The sequence below is a fragment of the Vibrio sp. 10N.247.311.14 genome (assembly GCF_041467715.1).
GTDB lineage: Bacteria > Pseudomonadota > Gammaproteobacteria > Enterobacterales > Vibrionaceae > Vibrio > Vibrio crassostreae_C.
Genome location: NZ_JBFSVE010000020.1, coordinates 21,261 through 39,620, shown reverse-complemented (window position 1 = coordinate 39,620; position 18,360 = coordinate 21,261). Strand labels below are relative to the sequence as shown.

21 protein-coding genes are annotated in these 18,360 nt (G+C 44.9%); 3 read left to right on the top strand and 18 right to left on the bottom strand.

Annotated elements, in window-relative coordinates; translation table 11 throughout:
• Window position 1 precedes the first annotated feature (1 nt).
• From atpH to AB6F11_RS09470, 18 genes are all read right to left on the bottom strand, one after another.
• On the bottom strand, window positions 2-535 hold the full coding sequence (atpH, locus tag AB6F11_RS09555; protein ID WP_017058795.1) for a F0F1 ATP synthase subunit delta: 534 nt from the start codon (window positions 533-535) through the stop codon (window positions 2-4).
• 15 nt (window positions 536-550) lie between these two features.
• Complete coding sequence (atpF, locus tag AB6F11_RS09550; protein ID WP_032545592.1) at window positions 551-1,021, bottom strand: F0F1 ATP synthase subunit B; 471 nt, start codon at window positions 1,019-1,021, stop codon at window positions 551-553.
• A 59-nt stretch (window positions 1,022-1,080) separates the two neighbouring features.
• Complete coding sequence (atpE, locus tag AB6F11_RS09545; protein WP_004411110.1) at window positions 1,081-1,338, bottom strand: F0F1 ATP synthase subunit C; 258 nt, start codon at window positions 1,336-1,338, stop codon at window positions 1,081-1,083.
• 48 nt (window positions 1,339-1,386) lie between these two features.
• Window positions 1,387-2,184 carry a F0F1 ATP synthase subunit A gene (gene atpB, locus AB6F11_RS09540; protein WP_017058797.1) on the bottom strand — a complete coding sequence of 266 codons (798 nt, stop codon included), beginning with the start codon at window positions 2,182-2,184 and terminating at the stop codon, window positions 1,387-1,389.
• A gap of 8 nt (window positions 2,185-2,192) precedes the next feature.
• Window positions 2,193-2,582, bottom strand: coding sequence for a F0F1 ATP synthase subunit I (locus AB6F11_RS09535; protein ID WP_017058798.1), 390 nt, complete (start codon window positions 2,580-2,582; stop codon window positions 2,193-2,195).
• 192 nt (window positions 2,583-2,774) lie between these two features.
• On the bottom strand, window positions 2,775-3,656 hold the full coding sequence (locus tag AB6F11_RS09530) for a ParB/RepB/Spo0J family partition protein (RefSeq protein WP_017058799.1): 882 nt from the start codon (window positions 3,654-3,656) through the stop codon (window positions 2,775-2,777).
• A gap of 23 nt (window positions 3,657-3,679) precedes the next feature.
• On the bottom strand, window positions 3,680-4,453 hold the full coding sequence (locus AB6F11_RS09525; RefSeq protein ID WP_029235097.1) for a ParA family protein: 774 nt from the start codon (window positions 4,451-4,453) through the stop codon (window positions 3,680-3,682).
• Between the two features lie 14 nt (window positions 4,454-4,467).
• Complete coding sequence (gene rsmG / locus AB6F11_RS09520; RefSeq protein WP_017058801.1) at window positions 4,468-5,100, bottom strand: 16S rRNA (guanine(527)-N(7))-methyltransferase RsmG; 633 nt, start codon at window positions 5,098-5,100, stop codon at window positions 4,468-4,470.
• Window positions 5,100-6,995, bottom strand: coding sequence for a tRNA uridine-5-carboxymethylaminomethyl(34) synthesis enzyme MnmG (gene mnmG, locus AB6F11_RS09515; RefSeq protein ID WP_017058802.1), 1,896 nt, complete (start codon window positions 6,993-6,995; stop codon window positions 5,100-5,102). The genes rsmG and mnmG overlap by 1 nt, the downstream gene beginning before the upstream one ends.
• A 482-nt stretch (window positions 6,996-7,477) precedes the next feature.
• Window positions 7,478-7,912, bottom strand: a complete 435-nt coding sequence (gene mioC / locus AB6F11_RS09510; RefSeq protein ID WP_102393472.1) for an FMN-binding protein MioC — start codon at window positions 7,910-7,912, stop codon at window positions 7,478-7,480.
• A 50-nt stretch (window positions 7,913-7,962) separates the two neighbouring features.
• A complete protein-coding gene (gene mnmE, locus AB6F11_RS09505; RefSeq protein ID WP_102393486.1) occupies window positions 7,963-9,324 on the bottom strand; it encodes a tRNA uridine-5-carboxymethylaminomethyl(34) synthesis GTPase MnmE in 1,362 nt (453 codons plus the stop codon).
• 130 nt (window positions 9,325-9,454) lie between these two features.
• Window positions 9,455-11,077, bottom strand: coding sequence for a membrane protein insertase YidC (yidC, locus tag AB6F11_RS09500; protein WP_017058806.1), 1,623 nt, complete (start codon window positions 11,075-11,077; stop codon window positions 9,455-9,457).
• Window positions 11,078-11,079: 2 nt separating this feature from the next.
• Window positions 11,080-11,337: a membrane protein insertion efficiency factor YidD gene (yidD, locus tag AB6F11_RS09495; protein ID WP_004735802.1), complete on the bottom strand. Its 258-nt coding sequence runs from the start codon at window positions 11,335-11,337 to the stop codon at window positions 11,080-11,082.
• Window positions 11,304-11,627, bottom strand: a complete 324-nt coding sequence (gene rnpA, locus AB6F11_RS09490; RefSeq protein ID WP_017055478.1) for a ribonuclease P protein component — start codon at window positions 11,625-11,627, stop codon at window positions 11,304-11,306. Before rnpA ends, yidD begins: the two co-directional genes overlap by 34 nt.
• A gap of 45 nt (window positions 11,628-11,672) precedes the next feature.
• Window positions 11,673-11,807 (bottom strand): 50S ribosomal protein L34, encoded by a 135-nt coding sequence (rpmH, locus tag AB6F11_RS09485; RefSeq protein ID WP_004735800.1) that lies wholly within the window; start codon window positions 11,805-11,807, stop codon window positions 11,673-11,675.
• Between the two features lie 206 nt (window positions 11,808-12,013).
• Entirely contained in the window at window positions 12,014-12,751 is a 738-nt protein-coding gene (locus AB6F11_RS09480; RefSeq protein ID WP_017063027.1) for an amino acid ABC transporter ATP-binding protein, read from the bottom strand.
• Window positions 12,748-13,419, bottom strand: a complete 672-nt coding sequence (locus AB6F11_RS09475; protein ID WP_009848134.1) for an amino acid ABC transporter permease — start codon at window positions 13,417-13,419, stop codon at window positions 12,748-12,750. The genes AB6F11_RS09480 and AB6F11_RS09475 overlap by 4 nt, the downstream gene beginning before the upstream one ends.
• Before the next feature lie 135 nt (window positions 13,420-13,554).
• Entirely contained in the window at window positions 13,555-14,304 is a 750-nt protein-coding gene (locus AB6F11_RS09470) for an amino acid ABC transporter substrate-binding protein (RefSeq protein ID WP_009848135.1), read from the bottom strand.
• 311 nt (window positions 14,305-14,615) lie between these two features.
• Here AB6F11_RS09470 and dnaA point away from each other — a divergent pair, with 311 nt between their 5' ends.
• The 3 genes from dnaA (at window position 14,616) to recF (ending at window position 18,352) form a co-directional block, all read left to right on the top strand.
• Complete coding sequence (gene dnaA / locus AB6F11_RS09465) at window positions 14,616-16,037, top strand: chromosomal replication initiator protein DnaA (protein ID WP_017058808.1); 1,422 nt, start codon at window positions 14,616-14,618, stop codon at window positions 16,035-16,037.
• Between the two features lie 81 nt (window positions 16,038-16,118).
• On the top strand, window positions 16,119-17,219 hold the full coding sequence (gene dnaN, locus AB6F11_RS09460; protein WP_017058809.1) for a DNA polymerase III subunit beta: 1,101 nt from the start codon (window positions 16,119-16,121) through the stop codon (window positions 17,217-17,219).
• Window positions 17,220-17,272: 53 nt separating this feature from the next.
• Entirely contained in the window at window positions 17,273-18,352 is a 1,080-nt protein-coding gene (gene recF, locus AB6F11_RS09455) for a DNA replication/repair protein RecF (RefSeq protein ID WP_017058810.1), read from the top strand.
• Window positions 18,353-18,360: the final 8 nt, after the last annotated feature.

Here is an 18,360-nt window from a genome sequence, read left to right as displayed (position 1 = left end):
ATTAAGACTGCAATGCATCGCTCAGGCGGTCTAAACGACTGCGCGCTGAGTTATCGATGACTAGGTCTCCGGCTCGAATAATAACTCCACTAAGTAGAGTCTCATCTATACTGCAATTCAGCTGAACTTTGCGCGCTAAGCGCTGTTCCAATTTGCTGCTGATCTCTGCGCGTTGTTCTTTAGAAAGTTCAACCGCTGAAGTGACTTCAACGTCGATCTCTTTCTCGTGCTCTTGTTTGAGCAATAAGAACTCTTTGCAAACATCAGGAAAAGCCATTAAGCGGCCATTCTCTGCCATTACTTTTATCAAGTTCTGGCCGAATTCATCAAATTGTTCGCCACAAATTACAATGAATACTTCAGCTAATTTTTCAGCAGTTTGAGAGCTGCTTAAGAAATTGTGAACATCATCATTTTGTGCCACTTCGGCAGCAAAAGTAAGCATCTGACCCCATTGGTCTAGCTCACCTTTCTCTACCGCAAAGTCAAACGCTGCTTTAGCATAGGGGCGTGCGATTGTAGTCAAATCAGACATATACAGCCCCTTGCTTTAAAGTTTTGCAGTAATGTTGTTAAGAAGATCATCGTGTACATCTTTATCGATTGTACGCTCAAGGATTTTCTCAGCACCAGCAATTGCCAGAGTTGCGACTTGTTTGCGCAGGTCATCACGGGCACGTGTGCGCTCAGCTTCAATTTCGGCTTCCGCTTGCGCTAAGATTTTCTGGCGTTCTGCCTGAGCCTCTTCGCGAGCTTCATCAATAATTTGAGCCTTGCGTTTATTTGCCTGTTCAATAACCTCAGTTGCGGTGCGCTTCGCTTCTTTCAATTGGTCAGAAGCGTTGGCTTGTGCTAGATCCAAGTTTTTAGCAGCGCGTTCAGCGGCTACTAGACCGTCAGCAATTTTTTTCTGACGCTCTTCAATTGCTTGCATGATTGGTGGCCATACATATTTCATGCAGAACCAAACAAACATAGAAAAAGCAATTGCTTGACCTAACAGAGTTGCGTTCATATTCACAACAGCTACCCCTCGTTAAGAATCAACTACAAAAATTTAATTAACTAATTAACAGTTAATTAGCCTGCTAGTTGACCAACAAATGGGTTAGCAAACGTGAATAGTAGTGCGATTACGATACCGATCATTGGAACAGCATCCAGTAGACCAGCGATGATGAACATCTTAACTTGTAGCATTGGAGCCATTTCAGGTTGACGCGCAGCGCCTTCTAGGAATTTACCACCAAGAATAGCAAAACCAATTGCAGTACCTACGGCACAAAGACCAACAATAATAGCAACAGCGATTGCTGAAAAACTTAGTACAGTTTCCATTTACGTTCTCCGATTAACATTAATAGTTAGAATAAAACTTAAAAATTTTTAGTGATCGCCATCTTCATGGGCCATTGATAAATAAACAATTGTTAACATCATGAAAACAAATGCTTGAATCAAAATAACCAAGATATGGAAGATAGCCCAAGGTAGAGAGCCTACCCATTGTAAATACCACGGTAGCATTGCCGCACAAAGAATGAATACAACCTCACCTGCGAACATGTTACCGAATAGACGCATACCAAGTGATAGAGGCTTCGCGAGTAGCGATACCACTTCAATCAGTAGGTTAAACGGGATCATGATTGGGTGATTAAATGGATGTAAAGCAAGTTCTTTGGCGAATCCACCTAAGCCTTTTACTTTGATGCTGTAGTAGATCATCAGAGCAAAAACACCTAAGGCCATTGACATGGTTATATTAACATCAGCTGAAGGAACCACTTTCAAATAAGGGATACCTAGCCAATGCTCCGCAGGATATGGTAAGAAATCGATAGGCACTAAGTCCATCAAGTTCATTAAAATAATCCAGCAGAATATAGTCAGTGCTAATGGAGCAATCAGAGGGTTGCGGCCATGGAAAGTGTCTTTAACGTTGCCATCAACGAATTCAACTACCATTTCAACAAAACACTGAAGCTTACCAGGTACACCTACTGTTGCTTTCTTAGCGACTGAGCGAAAAACCCAAAGGAATAACATCCCTGTCAACACCGAAAAAAACAGACTGTCTATATGTACGTTCCAGAAACTTGTCTCCTCTACAAGACCAAACTTAGCTAAAGAAAGGTTTTGTAAGTGGTGCTCAATGTATCCGGATGCTGTTGGCGCAGCCATAACTCATCCTATTTTTTATTGTTAATGAAAAGCACTGGCGCAAAGATATTAATACCTAGAACCAGTAAATAGGTCAGTTTGAGGGGAACTAATTCCACCTGCATATACATGTAGACAATAGAGAATAGTAGAACTGTGATAAGGATTTTTAGCGCTTCGCCTGCATAAAACGACGCCGCAACTAACTTAGTTGCGCGAGCTCCACTAAATAGGAAAGCACACACACAAAAAACTGCATTTGCGATGACAAAAATACCGCCACCGATTAATGCAGCAAAACCCCAATCAGGATTAACAGCTAAACCTAACCCTATCGCCACTAATATAACCGCGCTAAGCTCGATCAATAACATTTGCTTTGCAAGCACTCGTCCTGGTCTTGCTAACGCCGCTACCATGTATTCGTTCCTCTTTTAAGCCTTCTTTACTACTCGCTTAAAAGCGTGCTGAGAAATTGGCGAAAATTATACGTTCAGCCAAATTGATTGCAATAACAACGCAGCAATCATTTACATTTTTGCATACAAACCTACAACTTTTGTACGAAATTACTTGTTTATTACATAATTGACCTAAATCAATTATCTCATTTAGTACTCTAGTTTAGCAATAAGTTGCTCTAATTTGTGAGGCTCATCAAGAGTAATTGTCACTTTTGACTTACCGCTAACAGAACGAGTAACTGAAACGTTTGCTTGCAATTTTTCCGTGAGTCTTCGTGAAAGTTCGATAGCTTCTGTGTCTTCAGGCTTCGATTCACCTTCAACGTCTGGTTTTAAGCACTTTTTGACAAGTTGCTCAGTTTGACGCACGGTCATTTTTTTGGTTGCCGCAGTGTTTGCTGCTTCAACCTGGGTATCACCTTCAAGCGCAAGCAGTGCTCGAGCATGCCCCATTTCCAGTTGTTTATTGGAAACTAAACCTTTTACTTCATTTTCGAGCTGATTTAGACGTAATAAGTTACTCACCGTAGCTCTCGATTTACCGATTACATCAGCGACTTGTTGGTGTGTCAGCTCAAATTCGTTCTGTAGTCGCTCTAGCGCTTGTGCTTCTTCGATAACATTCAGATCTTCACGCTGAATATTCTCAATCAACGCCATCGCGATAGCGGCTTTGTCTTCGACTCTCTTGACCAAACATGGCACTTGTTTAAGGCCAGCTTGACGAGCCGCTCTCCAACGACGTTCACCAGCAATAATCTCGAACTGGTCGTGCGCCAATGGGCGAACTACGATCGGTTGGATAATGCCTTGAGATTGAATTGATGCTGCCAGCTCTTCTAGCGCTTCAGGCGCAATATCCTTACGCGGTTGATATACACCAGGCTTCAAGCAACCAACAGCCAGTTCAATAAGCTCACCATCAGCCGACAACGCCTGACTATGAGAAGCAACTTGCTGTTTTTCACGAGCCAATGAGCTAGTTGCAAGCAATGCATCTAGCCCTTTTCCTAAACCACGCTTAGACATTGAGCGAATTCCTTTGGTTGGACCTATACTGGGACTTCTTCACGACGCAACATTTCGCCAGCAAGAGCAAGGTAAGCCTTAGCTCCTGCGGAATATTTGTCGTAGTACATTGCTGGCTTGCCGTGACTCGGGGCTTCTGCCAGACGCACATTTCTAGGGATCACAGTTCGGTAGACTTTGCTACCAAAGTGTTTTTTGAGTTGATCAGATACTTCGTTCGATAAGCGGTTGCGAGGATCGTACATAGTACGCAGAAGACCTTCGATCTTAAGATTCTCGTTTACAACAGCCGCTAGCTTACTGATGGTATCCATCAATGCAGTCAAACCTTCCAAAGCAAAGTATTCACATTGCATAGGAACCAATACGGAGTCGGCCGCAGCCATCGCGTTGATTGTAAGAAGATTTAATGAGGGCGGACAATCAATAAAGATGAAATCATAGTTATTGCGAATAGGTTCGAGTGCATTTTTTAAACGAACTTCACGAGCAAACACTTCCATCAGCTTGATTTCTGCCGCAGTAACATCACCGTTCGCGGCGATGAGGTCATAATTGCCAGATGTACTCCGGCAAACCACCTCATCAAATGGGGTGTCTTCAACCAACAAATCGTAAGCTGTTGCTTCAACTTGATACTTGTCGACACCGCTCGCCATAGTGGCATTACCTTGAGGATCGAGGTCAACAACCAATATCTTGCGTTTTGTTGCCGCCATTGATGCTGCTAAATTAATGCAAGTTGTTGTTTTTCCTACGCCACCCTTCTGGTTGGCAATTGCTACGATTCTACCCACTATGGCCTCGCTGATTATCCCTGACGCGATAAAGTAACTAGATGACGCTCTCCATCAAGCTCTGGCACTTGCAAAGCTTTAATGTCTGTCACTGAACACCATTCAGGTAACAGGTCGATTTCGTCTCTAGGATGTTGTCCCTTAAGAGCCAAAAATACACCGGATTGCTCTTTAGGTAAATGGTGACACCACTCTACCATGTCTGTCATTGACGCAAATGCACGACTGAGCACTGCATCAAACTTTTCTTCTGGTTGAAATTCTTCAACGCGACTTTGAACCGGTACCACGTTGTCGATACCCAGCTCATGAATCACCTGTTTGATAAAACGAATACGCTTACCTAGGCTGTCTAGCAAGTAAAACTCGCAGTCTGGATTCATGATTGAGAGCGGAATCCCAGGAAGACCAGGCCCCGTACCCACATCGATAAAGCGCTTACCTTGTAAGTGAGTGCTAACAATGATGCTATCTAAGATATGTTTCACCATCATTTCTTGTGGGTCACGAACTGATGTTAGGTTATAAGCTTTGTTCCACTTGTTCAGTAACTCAACGTAGCCAACCAACTGGCCACGTTGTTTTTCAGATACTTCAAGTTCAGTCTGGCCAATAAGGTGATCCAGTTTTTCGCGTAATGCGCTCATTATGCTTCCTCACCTTTTTTCAACAGGCCGTGTTTTTTCAAGTAAACCAACAGAATTGAGATTGCTGCAGGTGTGATACCTGAAATTCGCGAAGCAATACCAATTGAGTCAGGCTTAGCTGTCGTTAGTTTAAGAACCACTTCGTTAGAAAGTCCTTTTACCTTGCTGTAATCGATATCAGCAGGCAGTTTGGTGTTTTCATGACGCAGTGATTTTTCAATTTCGTCTTGTTGACGCTGAATGTAACCATCGTACTTCACTTGGATCTCAACTTGCTCAGACGCTTGTTGATCTTCCAGTGCAGGACCAAAACGATCCAATGCGGTTAACTGTGAATAAGTCATTTCAGGGCGACGAAGAAGATCTTCACCGCTCGCTTCACGAGACATTGGTGTTTTCAGAATTTGGTTCAGTTGATCAATATCTTCAGATTTTGGATTAATCCAAGTCTCTTTCAGACGTTGACGCTCCTTCTCCATGTTTTCCATCTTCTCGTTGAAACGAGCCCAACGAGCGTCATCAACAAGGCCAAGTTCACGCGACTTTTCAGTCAAGCGGATATCGGCGTTGTCTTCACGAAGCAGCAGACGGTATTCCGCGCGAGACGTAAACATGCGGTAAGGTTCTTTGGTACCCATGGTAGATAGGTCGTCGATAAGCACGCCCATGTAAGCTTGGTCACGACGTGGACTCCAGCCTTCTTTGCCTTGAGTAAACAAACTTGCATTCAGACCGGCCATCAAGCCTTGTGCAGCCGCTTCTTCATAGCCAGTGGTACCGTTGATTTGACCCGCAAAGAATAGACCTTTGATAAACTTAGTTTCGTAAGTCAGCTTAAGGTCGCGAGGATCAAAGAAATCGTACTCAATCGCATAGCCAGGGCGAACGATATGAGCATTTTCAAAGCCCTTCATCGAACGAACAATTTGAACCTGTACATCAAACGGCAGACTGGTAGAGATACCATTCGGGTATAGTTCGTGAGTCGTTAGACCTTCTGGCTCAATAAAAATTTGGTGACTGTTCTTGTCAGCAAAACGCATTACTTTGTCTTCAATCGAAGGGCAGTAACGAGGGCCAATGCCTTCAATCACACCCGCGTACATAGGGCTGCGATCAAGGTTGGCACGAATTACGTCATGCGTATTTTCATTGGTATGCGTGATGTAACATGGAATTTGACGAGGTTGTTGAGCTCGGCTGCCCATGAACGAGAAAACAGGCGTCGGGTTATCACCGTGCTGAACCTCAAGCTCAGAAAAATCAACGCTACGCGCATCGATACGAGGAGGAGTACCTGTTTTCAGGCGATCAACTCGGAATGGAAGATCACGAAGACGGTCAGCCAGTGCGATCGATGGTGGATCACCAGCACGGCCACCTGAAGAACTTTCCATACCAATATGGATCTTGCCGCCTAGGAATGTGCCCACAGTCAGAACCACAGCGCTTGCGCGGAACTTAAGGCCCATCTGCGTTACCACACCTACCACTTGATCCTGTTCAACGATCAAGTCATCAACCGACTGTTGGAACAAAGTCAGGTTTGGCGTGTTTTCAAGAACGTTACGAACAAAGGCTTTGTACAGTGCGCGGTCAGCTTGTGCACGAGTAGCACGAACCGCAGGGCCTTTTGATGCGTTCAATGTTCTGAACTGAATACCTGCATGATCAATAGCTTGCGCCATTAATCCACCCATTGCATCGACCTCTTTTACCAAGTGGCCCTTACCGATCCCGCCAATGGCTGGGTTACAAGACATTTGTCCTAGTGTATCGATATTATGAGTAAGTAATAACGTACTTTGACCAGTACGTGCAGATGCGAGTGCGGCTTCCGTTCCTGCATGGCCACCACCAACAACGATGACGTCAAATTTTTCGTGATAAAGCATGAACCGACCTCAGGTATTCAAACGTTTTCTAGATTGATAAAAAGGAGCGATATTCTACCTGTTTTCATAGCCTGAGAAAACGTTTTTGGGATTTTTCGAAAAAGCTGTTTTTAATTAATATAGATAAGATCTTTAAGGAGATCTTTTATTAGATCTATTATTAGGATCGAGGGTATCTGTGGATAAGTCGAAAATGATCAACGAGATCATGGATCTTTTTTGGATCAAATGATGTGATCTAACTTTGATCAGGATGAGGATTAGCTGGGATCAAAATGGCTACTTATTCACAGGAGGAAATTAGCCTGAAACTTGTTATTTGGATAACTATAGGTTAATCACCGTATATGTATGATCTTATCCACAGCAGAAATTGAAAATAGATCGCTAATTTTCGATGTTTTTGAAAAAAAGTTATTCACAATCACGATGTTCAGAGACAAAAAAAGCGGCATAAGCCGCTTTTTGAGAGAGGAGAGAGGTTAAAACTGTTCGCTATGATCGTTGAACCAAGCTTCTGCTGCGTCTTCTGGTACCGGAGTTTCCAATACATCGATGGTAAAACAGTCAGAAATAGGCTGAGCACCGAGCTCTTTCATCTGGCTGTGGACTGATTTTCCCGCCAAACAGAAGGTATCGTAACTCGAATCACCAAGCGCCACGACAGCAAAGCGAACCGGGCTTAAATCTGGAGATTGCTGGGTCAATGCGTCGATAAACGGCTTAATATTATCTGGAAATTCACCCGCACCATGAGTTGAAGTCACCAGCAACCAAAAGCCTTGTTGGGGAATATCATCGAATTCAGGCTGATTATGAAGGGTGATCTCGTGGCCTTGCTCTTCAAGAAGATCATTAAGGTGATCGCCAACGTACTCTGCACCACCTAAGGTGCTGCCTGTAATAATGTGGATCATTAAGCTGTCCTTACTAAAGAAAAAGGCCAGCATGAGCCGGCCTTTAAAGGTTATTTACCAATACAGAAAGAGGTGAAGATACGGCCGAGTAGGTCATCGGAACTGAATTCACCAGTAATCTCGTTAAGGTGTTGCTGCGTTATACGCAGTTCTTCTGCCAAGATTTCCCCTGCCATATAGCCTTCGAGCTGTTGCTGGCCAATATCTAGATGCTCAGATGCGCGTTCTAGGGCATCTAAGTGGCGACGACGTGCCATGAAGCCACCTTCATTGCCACCAGCAAAGCCCATGCAATCTTTTAAGTGATTACGTAGTGCATCAACGCCTTGTCCCGTCTTTGCTGATAGTCGAATCAGAGTTGGATCATTAACATGGCAAATCCCGAGATCTTCACCGGTTTGATCGGCTTTGTTACGAATCACGGTCATTCCGATGTTATTCGGCAGACGATCAACGAAATCTGGCCAGATATCTTTCGGGTCGGTTGCATCGGTAGTGGTGCCATCGACCATAAATAAAACGCGATCGGCTTGAGCAATTTCTTCCCAAGCGCGTTCAATACCGATTTTTTCGACTTCATCCGAGGCTTCACGCAGGCCTGCGGTATCAATAATGTGCAGTGGCATACCATCAATATGGATATGTTCACGAAGTACATCACGGGTTGTACCTGCAATATCAGTCACAATCGCGGAGTCTTTACCCGATAATGCATTCAGTAAGCTCGACTTACCGGCATTAGGACGACCTGCAATCACCACCTTCATACCTTCACGCATGATGGCACCTTGATTGGCTTCTTGGCGAACCGCTTCGAGGTTGTCGATGATAGCTTGTAAGTCAGCACTTACTTTACCGTCAGCAAGGAAATCAATCTCTTCTTCTGGGAAGTCGATAGCGGCTTCAACATAGATGCGTAAGTGAATCAGAGAGTCCACCAGCGTATTAATGCGTTTCGAGAACTCACCTTGCAACGATTGCAGAGCTGATTTCGCCGCTTCTTCTGAACTGGCATCAATGAGGTCAGCAATCGCTTCTGCTTGGGTTAAATCCATCTTGTCGTTCAAGAAGGCACGCTCCGAGAACTCACCTGGGCGTGCTGCGCGTAGCCCTGGAATAGCGAGGATGCGCTTGATGAGCATATCCATTACCACAGGACCACCGTGGCCTTGCAGCTCTAAAACGTCTTCACCGGTAAACGAGTGCGGGTTAGGAAAGTAAAGCGCGATGCCTTGGTCTAGCTCTAAACCATCGTGAGATTTAAAAGGGGTGTACTCAGCGTAACGTGGTTTCAGTACTTTGCCGGTAACTTCAAGCGCAACTTGGGCTACTTGTGGGCCTGAAACGCGAATAATACCGACGCCGCCACGGCCGGGTGCAGTCGCTTGAGCAACAATCGTATCTGTAGTCATAGTTGTGCCTGCTAGCATGTGAAAGCCAAAAAGGGGCGCTCACGATTAATCAATTAGCTGAATTGTAATCAGCTAAAAACAAAAAGGCGACCTTTTGGTCGCCTTTCTTTGTCTCTTTCTATTATCGAACTTACTTAGAATGTAAGCCTTTCTTTTCCAGCGCGCGGTAGATAAGCGTTTGCTGAATCAGAGTTACGATGTTCGATACTAGCCAGTATAGAACCAGACCTGAAGGGAAGAACAGGAAGAAGAATGTGAACATAACCGGCATAAAGGTCATGATCTTCTGCTGCATTGGATCCGTTACAGTTGTCGGGCTCATCTTCTGGATTAGGAACATTGAAGCACCCATCAGAAGTGGCAAGATGTAGTATGGGTCTTGTGCTGAAAGGTCAGTAATCCAACCGAAGAACGGTGAGTGACGCAGTTCAACAGACTCCATTAGTGCCCAGTATAGCGAAATGAAGATAGGCATTTGCAGAAGGATAGGTAAACAGCCACCTAGTGGGTTTACTTTCTCTTTCTTGTAAAGCTCCATCATTTCTTGGCTCATGCGTTGACGGTCGTCGCCGATACGCTCACGCATTGCAGTCAGCTTAGGCTGAAGCATACGCATTTTCGCCATAGACGTGTACTGAGCTTTCGTTAGTGGGTACATAGCACCACGAACGATGAAAGTTAGACAGATGATTGCCAGACCCCAGTTCACAACGATGCCTTGAATGAACGAAAGCAGAGTATGAAGTGGTTTAGCAATGAACCATAACCAACCGTAGTCAACTACTAGGTCTAGGTTAGGTGCAACAGCAGCCATTTGGTCTTGAAGTTTAGGACCAACCCAAAGCGTTGCTTTGAAGTTTGCTTCGTCGCCAGTAGCGATGGTTTTGTTCGGCATGCGAACACCGATGTCGCCAAGGTTACCAATTACACGAGTGTAAAGGTTGCTGCCTGCTTCGTCGCGTGGGATCCATGCACTTGCAAAGTAGTGCTGAATCATCGCTGCCCAACCTTGACCGTTTGCTAGGTTAAGAGACAGGTTGCGATCTTGCATGTCGTCGAAGCTGTATTTTTTGTAACGCGTATCTTCCGTAGAGTAAGCACCACCACGGTAAGTTGGCATTGTTAGGCTACCGCCGTCATCCATTACGTTCTGACGCAGGTGAGCGTACATGCCGAATGTCGCGTTGTTACCAGAGTTGTTGACTACATCGTATTCAACATCCATTGCGTAGCTGCCACGCTTAAGGATGAATGTTTTCGTGTAATCAAGGCCGTTCGCTTGGTAAGTCATCGGGATGCGTAGTTCATCCTGACCATCAGCAAGCGTGAAGCTGTCTGCTGAAACTGTGTAGCTTGGGCGGTTTGTGCTGCTTAAATCGATACCTTGAGGACCCACTAGACCGCTTTGTGCGATAAATTGGTGACCTGGTTCGTTTTTAAGAAGAACAAACGTATCTTCAGAATCGAACTCAGCAGAGTAATCGTTTAGGTTTGCTTTAACGACATCACCACCAACCGTATCAATTGACAGAGTCAGTACATCAGTTGTTACTGTGATAGTTTTAGCAGAAGAAGCAACTTGACCAGGAGCCGGGTCTAGATCATCTGCATAAGATGGCGCTGGTAGGGTGCTGCCAGATTGTGCCTGCTCAACCGCTTGTGGTGCTGGATTCTGAGCTACGTTCCATTGTTGGAACAGTAGGAAAGAAACCAAAGCCAATGCGATTAACAGGATATTACGTTGAGAATCCATCGTTATTTATCTCTGTCTTGTTTTTGGACTGGTGGAACGGGGTCAAAGCCCCCTTCGTTCAAAGGATGGCATTTTAATAGACGTTTGCCTGATAACCAACACCCTTTTACAAAACCGTGAGCTTTCAACGCTTCTATCGCATATAAAGAGCAGGTTGGAGTAAATCGGCAGCGTGGGCCGATGAGTGGACTAATAAACCATCTATAAAAATAGATGGGTATTAGCGCTATCCACGCGAAGGGCGAGACAGGCGAAGCCATAATTTGTCGAGTAGCTTGAACATTTCTTCATTGCTTAAATCTTGCGCGCTCTTCTTAGCGATTACAACAAAATCTTTGTTAGGAAGTTTGTGTTGAGTGTTACGAAAGCTTTCACGAGTAAGACGCTTGAATCGGTTACGACCCACGGCGGTTTTAATCTGCTTTTTCGGAACGGCTAATCCAAGACGAGGATTTGAAAGAGAGTTATTTCGGGCAATGATGGTGAAATGAGGGGAGCCAGCTCGATGAGCTTGCTTGAAGACATTTTGATAATGTTCGGGAGTTAACAAGCGTAACTCCCGACCGAAGGCTAGCTTATTCAAAATAATCAAAGATTACTTAGAAAGACGCTTACGGCCTTTTGCACGACGTGCATTGATTGTTGCGCGACCGTTCTTAGTAGCCATGCGAGCACGGAAACCGTGAGTACGCTTACGCTTTAGAACTGTAGGTTGAAAAGTGCGTTTCATTGTAATTACCTTACTGATCAGTAGTTTTAGGTTTTTGTTAAACCCGGCGTGGGCATTTTTTCTCTTCTTTATATAAGAAAGGAAAACCGACGCCTCTCAACAAAGAGGCGGAATTGTAATCACTGTCACAAAAAGTGTCAATGATTGGGTTAACTAAAATTCCGGTCGGGGGATTATACGTAGAATAACTAAAATCACAAGGATCCTTAGTCGATCCCAACCTTATTTAAGAATTTTTTTAATTTAGGATCCTGTGGATTACCAAAAATATCCTGTGGAGATCCCTGCTCGATAATATGACCGTCAGCCATGAAGATCACTCGGTCTGCGACCTCTCTCGCGAACTGCATTTCATGGGTAACCACCAGCATGGTTTGATGCTGATTTGCCAGTTTTTTCATTAGGTTAAGCACTTCGCCAACCCACTCAGGATCGAGCGCTGAAGTCGGCTCATCAAACAGTAAAAGCTCGGGTTGTAGTGCCATTGCACGGCCAATACCCACCCGTTGTTGCTGGCCACCAGAGAGCGCGGCTGGGTAGCTATCACCTTTGTCACCTAAGCCAATATCATCAAGTATTTGTTGTGCTTTTTCATGGGCTTGCTGTTTTTTCCAACCACGAACGGTAATTAAACCTTCAGCAATATTCTGTCTCGCGGTTTGGTGAGCGAACAGTGCATAGTTTTGGAACACAAAACCGGTCTTACGACGCAGTGCAAGCACCTCTGCCTTAGTGTGTTTCTGAGTATCAACCTTGATATCATCAATCGAAATCGTGCCTTGATCGGCTTGCTCTAGAAAATTCACACAACGCAGTAGGGTAGATTTACCCGTACCACTTGAACCTATGATGACAATTATCTCACCTTGTTTGATTTCTAGGTCGATCCCTTTCAAAACTTCGGTGTCACCAAACTGCTTGTGGATACTTTGTAATTTGATCATCGTACATATGCCTTATTCAGTTTCACTTCGGCCCAAATTTGAATACGAGTGAGGATAACCACCACGCCCCAGTAAATCAGTGCGACTGCTAAGAAAGCCTCGAAGAAGCGGAAACTTGAAGAAGCCTCCATCTGAGCTTTAGCCATGATTTCGGCGACACCTAGGGTGAAGGCAAGTGAAGTCGACTTGATCATATCGATGAAGTAGTTCATCAACGACGGCAGTGCCACGCGAGTTGCTTGCGGTAAGATCACTCGGCGCATAGCTTGGCTGGTTGTCATACCGACCGAAAGGCTGGCTTCCATCTGGCTGCGATCAATACCGATAATCGCGGCACGAATACTTTCTGCCATATACGCGGCAAAGTGCAGGGTTAAGCCAATCACAGCGGCGCTGAAGGCATCCAACCCAACCATCCACGGGAAGACTTGTGGTAAGCCGTAATAAAGGAGGAACAGCTGCACCAACAGTGGTGTGCCTCGGAAGAAGCTAATGTACAGCTGGCTCAGTTGGTCGAGCACTGGGATTTTGAATACACGAATATTCGCCAGTATCAGAGACAGGATCAGAGCAAAGAACAAGCCCCAGGTCGCCATCTCCATCGTGGTGCCTAAATACTTCAGTAGTATTGGCAACAGCTCTAGCATGTAATTAAAGTCAAATCCCATAATCTATCTCGTATTTTTATTGGCAGTGTTGTTCTATATGTAAGTACTGTTGTATCAGGTTTTTTAATCAGTGCACAAAAGCAAAAAGCCCACCGCTGTATAAAGCAGTGGGCCTTGAATGGAGAAAGTGAGTAATTACTTCTGAGTAATGTCCGCACCAAACCATTTCTGAGAGATACTTTCTAGCGTACCATCTGCGCGCATTGCTGCTAATGCTTCATTTACTTCTGCTTGCAGTTTTTTGCCGTTATCGTTGTCGACGAAAGGCCAAGCGTTTTCAATTGTTTCGAATGGCTGACCTGCTAGTTGTAATGGTAGACCAGTCTTCTTGATAAGCTCTAGTGCTGATAGGCGATCCATTACGAATGCATCGGCACGACCCAGTGCCACGTCATGTTCAATACCTGTATCGTAGGTTTTTACATTGATCTTGCCATCTTTGTCGTAGCTGCGAAGCAGTTGTTCAAAGTTTGAGCCTAGGTTTACCGCAACCGTCTTGCCATCAAGGTCTTCGATGCCTTTAATGCTGTCATTACCTTTACGAACGGTAATTTGTGCGCCGTCTACTACGTATGGGTCTGCGAATAGGTATTTCGCTTTACGTGCATCCGTCATTGTAATTTGGTTTGAAATGGTATCGATGCGACCCGTTTCAAGAAGACCAAACAGACCAGAGAAGTTTGCCGTTACGTATTCAACCTTGTAATCGTTACGCTTACCGATCTCATCCCATAAATCCACTTCAAAACCCTGTAGCTGGTCTTGTTTAACGAACGTAAACGGGAAATAGCGACCAGACATGCCGACTTTAACTTCAGTCGCAGCTTGAACAGTAGCAGCAGAGAGTGCGATAGCCGCAATTGCAGCCTTAATCCAGTTATTCATTTGGTAACTCCTTATATTTATGGGTTTGGATGTTACTGGGAAAATGCTCACTAGAATAAATAACCAGATGTTATTAACCATAACCAGATTGAATTCCCGATTTGGGGATAACTAGCAAGGATCCGGGCATAAGTGGATCATTGTGTGAGTAAATTAGGGGCAAGATGTGTGGATCCACCGATAAATTACAAATTTATTGTGAATAACTTGGATCTTATTCACTGGATCTGTGATCAATTGCTGGTGATCTGACTTATCAACAGGTAAAATTAGCGGTCATTTCATATTACTTTAAATAGAGTGAGGGCACCGTGTCATCTTCGCTTTGGTTGCAGTGTTTGCAACAGCTTCAAGAAGAGTTACCAGCTACAGAATTCAGTATGTGGGTTCGTCCGTTACAAGCGGAACTCAATGACAATACTCTAACTCTATTTGCACCGAACCGTTTCGTACTCGATTGGGTTCGTGATAAGTATCTAAATAGCATTAACCGTCTGCTGCAAGAATATTGCGGTAACGATATCCCACATCTTCATTTTGAAGTGGGAAGCAAGCGTGTGATTGCACCAAAGCCTGCGACACCGACACCAACTCAGACTCGCACTGCAGCTGATGTGGCCGCTGAGTCATCAGCACCTGCGCAATTACAAGCTCGCAAACCTGTCCATAATATCTGGCGTGATGAAGAGCCTGTCGCGGTTGACTTGAATCACCGCTCAAACGTGAACCCAAAACATAAGTTCAATAACTTTGTTGAAGGTAAGTCGAACCAACTCGGTTTGGCTGCGGCACGTCAGGTTTCTGATAACCCAGGTACAGCCTACAACCCGTTGTTCCTATACGGCGGCACTGGTTTAGGTAAAACGCACTTGTTGCATGCGGTGGGTAACGCCATTGTTGATAATAAGCCGAATGCGAAAGTGGTTTACATGCACTCAGAGCGTTTTGTTCAGGATATGGTAAAGGCTCTGCAAAACAACGCGATCGAAGAATTTAAGCGCTACTACCGTAGTGTTGATGCATTGCTTATCGATGACATCCAATTCTTTGCTAATAAAGAGCGTTCTCAAGAAGAGTTCTTCCATACCTTTAACGCGCTGCTTGAAGGCAATCAACAGATCATCCTAACGTCTGACCGTTATCCAAAAGAGATCAACGGGGTAGAAGATCGTCTTAAATCTCGTTTCGGCTGGGGTTTGACGGTAGCGATTGAGCCACCAGAGCTTGAGACACGTGTTGCGATCTTGATGAAGAAAGCCGAAGACCACCAAATTCACCTTGCGGATGAAGTGGCGTTCTTTATTGCCAAGCGTCTACGCTCTAACGTTCGTGAACTGGAAGGCGCATTGAACCGTGTTATTGCGAATGCAAACTTCACTGGCCGCCCGATCACGATCGACTTCGTGCGTGAAGCACTGCGTGACCTACTTGCACTGCAAGAAAAACTGGTCACTATTGATAACATTCAAAAGACAGTAGCCGAGTACTACAAAATCAAAGTCGCTGATCTATTGTCTAAGCGTCGTTCTCGTTCTGTTGCTCGTCCACGTCAATTGGCGATGGCACTGGCGAAAGAGCTAACAAACCACAGCTTGCCTGAGATTGGCGATGCATTCGGTGGTCGTGACCACACGACGGTACTGCATGCTTGTCGTAAGATTGCTCAGCTGCGTGAAGAGAGCCACGACATTAAAGAAGATTATTCGAACTTGATTCGTACCCTTTCTTCTTAATACACAGTATTCTTAACCTTAATAAGCAGAATCTTGGCCACGTACTATTACGCAGTGCCATTTAGACCGTAAGAGCAAGATATGAAATTTACCATTGAACGTAGTCACCTGATTAAGCCATTACAACAAGTATCTGGCGCACTCGGTGGCAGGCCAACGCTTCCAATTCTAGGAAACCTACTGATTAAAGTAGAAGATAACGTGTTGTCGATGACAGCGACGGATCTAGAAGTTGAACTGATCAGCCGTGTAACGCTTGAAGGTGATTTCGAAGCGGGTAGCATTACCGTACCTTCACGTAAATTCCTAGATATCTGCCGTGGATTGCCAGATAACTCAGTGATCACGGTGGTATTGGATGGTGACCGTATTCAGGTTCGCTCTGGTCGTAGCCGCTTCTCTTTAGCAACATTACCTGCGGCAGATTTTCCAAATATTGAAGACTGGAGCAGTGAAGTTGAAGTGTCAGTGACACAAGCTGAACTTCGCGGTCTTATCGAGAAAACACAATTCTCAATGGCGAACCAAGATGTTCGTTACTACCTCAACGGTATGTTGTTTGAGATTGAAGGCTCTATCCTGCGCAGCGTAGCGACCGATGGTCACCGTATGGCAGTATCTCAAGCACAACTGGGTGCGGATTTTGCTCAGAAGCAGATCATTGTTCCTCGTAAAGGTGTTCAAGAGTTAGTGAAGCTATTGGATGCACCTGAACAGCCAGTAACACTGCAAATTGGTAACTCTAACGTGCGAGCTGAAGTGAACAACTATGTCTTCACTTCTAAGTTGGTTGATGGTCGTTTCCCTGATTATCGCCGCGTAATGCCGCAAAATACCACCAAGACACTTGAAGCTGGCTGTGATGAATTACGTTCAGCATTTTCTCGTGCTGCGATTCTATCGAATGAAAAATTCCGTGGTGTTCGCGTTAACCTTGCGGATAGCGAGATGCGTATTACCGCGAACAACCCAGAGCAAGAAGAAGCGGAAGAAGTGCTTGATGTTAACTTCGACGGTGACGCGCTAGAGATTGGCTTCAACGTAAGCTACGTATTGGATGTTCTGAACACACTGCGTTGTGAACAAGTTCGCATCTCAATGTCAGACGCCAATGCGAGTGCTCTTATCGAGAACGCGCAAGATGACAGCGCGATGTACGTTGTTATGCCAATTCGCTTATAAGCTGCCCTATGTTGACCTACCGAGTCGTGATTGAAGATTAATATGAAGACGTTATGCCTTTATCGCGCTTAATCGTTAAGCAGTTTAGAAATATTGAAGCCTGTGACATTCAACCGTCATCAGGCTTTAACTTTCTTATAGGGGCTAACGGAAGCGGCAAAACCAGTGTCCTTGAAGCGGTGTATCTGCTCGGACATGGTCGCTCATTCAAGAGTTCACTTACCGGTCGTATCATACAAAACGAGTGTAGTGAGCTGTTTGTACATGGCCGTTTTATGACCTCGGATCAATTTGAGCTGCCAATTGGCATTAATAAGCAGCGCGATGGCACGACAGAGGTTAAAATAAGCGGTCAAACTGGGCAAAAGTTGGCTCAGTTAGCTCAAGTCTTACCTTTGCAGTTGATTCACCCTGAAGGGTTTGATTTACTAACCGATGGACCTAAGCATCGCCGAGCATTCATTGATTGGGGAGTCTTCCACAGTGAGTCGGGCTTTTATGATGCGTGGGGCAGGGTAAAGCGCCTCAATAAGCAGCGAAACGCCTTATTGAAAACGGCAACGCACTATCGAGAGCTGAGCTATTGGGACCAAGAATTGGCCCGTTTAGCAGAAAGCATCAGTCAGTGGCGTGCCACCTACGTTGATCAGCTCAAAGAAGTCGCCGAAGAAATCTGTGCGACCTTCCTTCCTGAGTTTGAGATAAAGATTAACTACTATCGTGGCTGGGACAAAGACACCCCGTACGCCGATATATTAGAAAAGAATTTTGAAAGGGATCAGCAGCTTGGTTACACCTTTAGTGGGCCAAACAAAGCGGATCTGAAGATAAAAGTGAACGGCACTCCAGTGGAAGATGTCTTGTCACGAGGTCAATTGAAGTTGATGGTGTGCGCGCTACGAGTAGCACAAGGGCAACACCTCACTCAAATGACAGGTAAGCAGTGCATCTATTTGATAGATGACTTCGCTTCCGAATTAGATAGCCAACGCCGAGCACGTCTTGCTGAGTGTTTAAAGGCGACCCAGGCTCAAGTTTTTGTAAGCTCTATTACCGCTGATCAGATTGCAGATATGCATGACGAAAATAGCAGGATGTTTCATGTGGAACATGGCAAAATAGAGCAAGGATAATTAGTCAG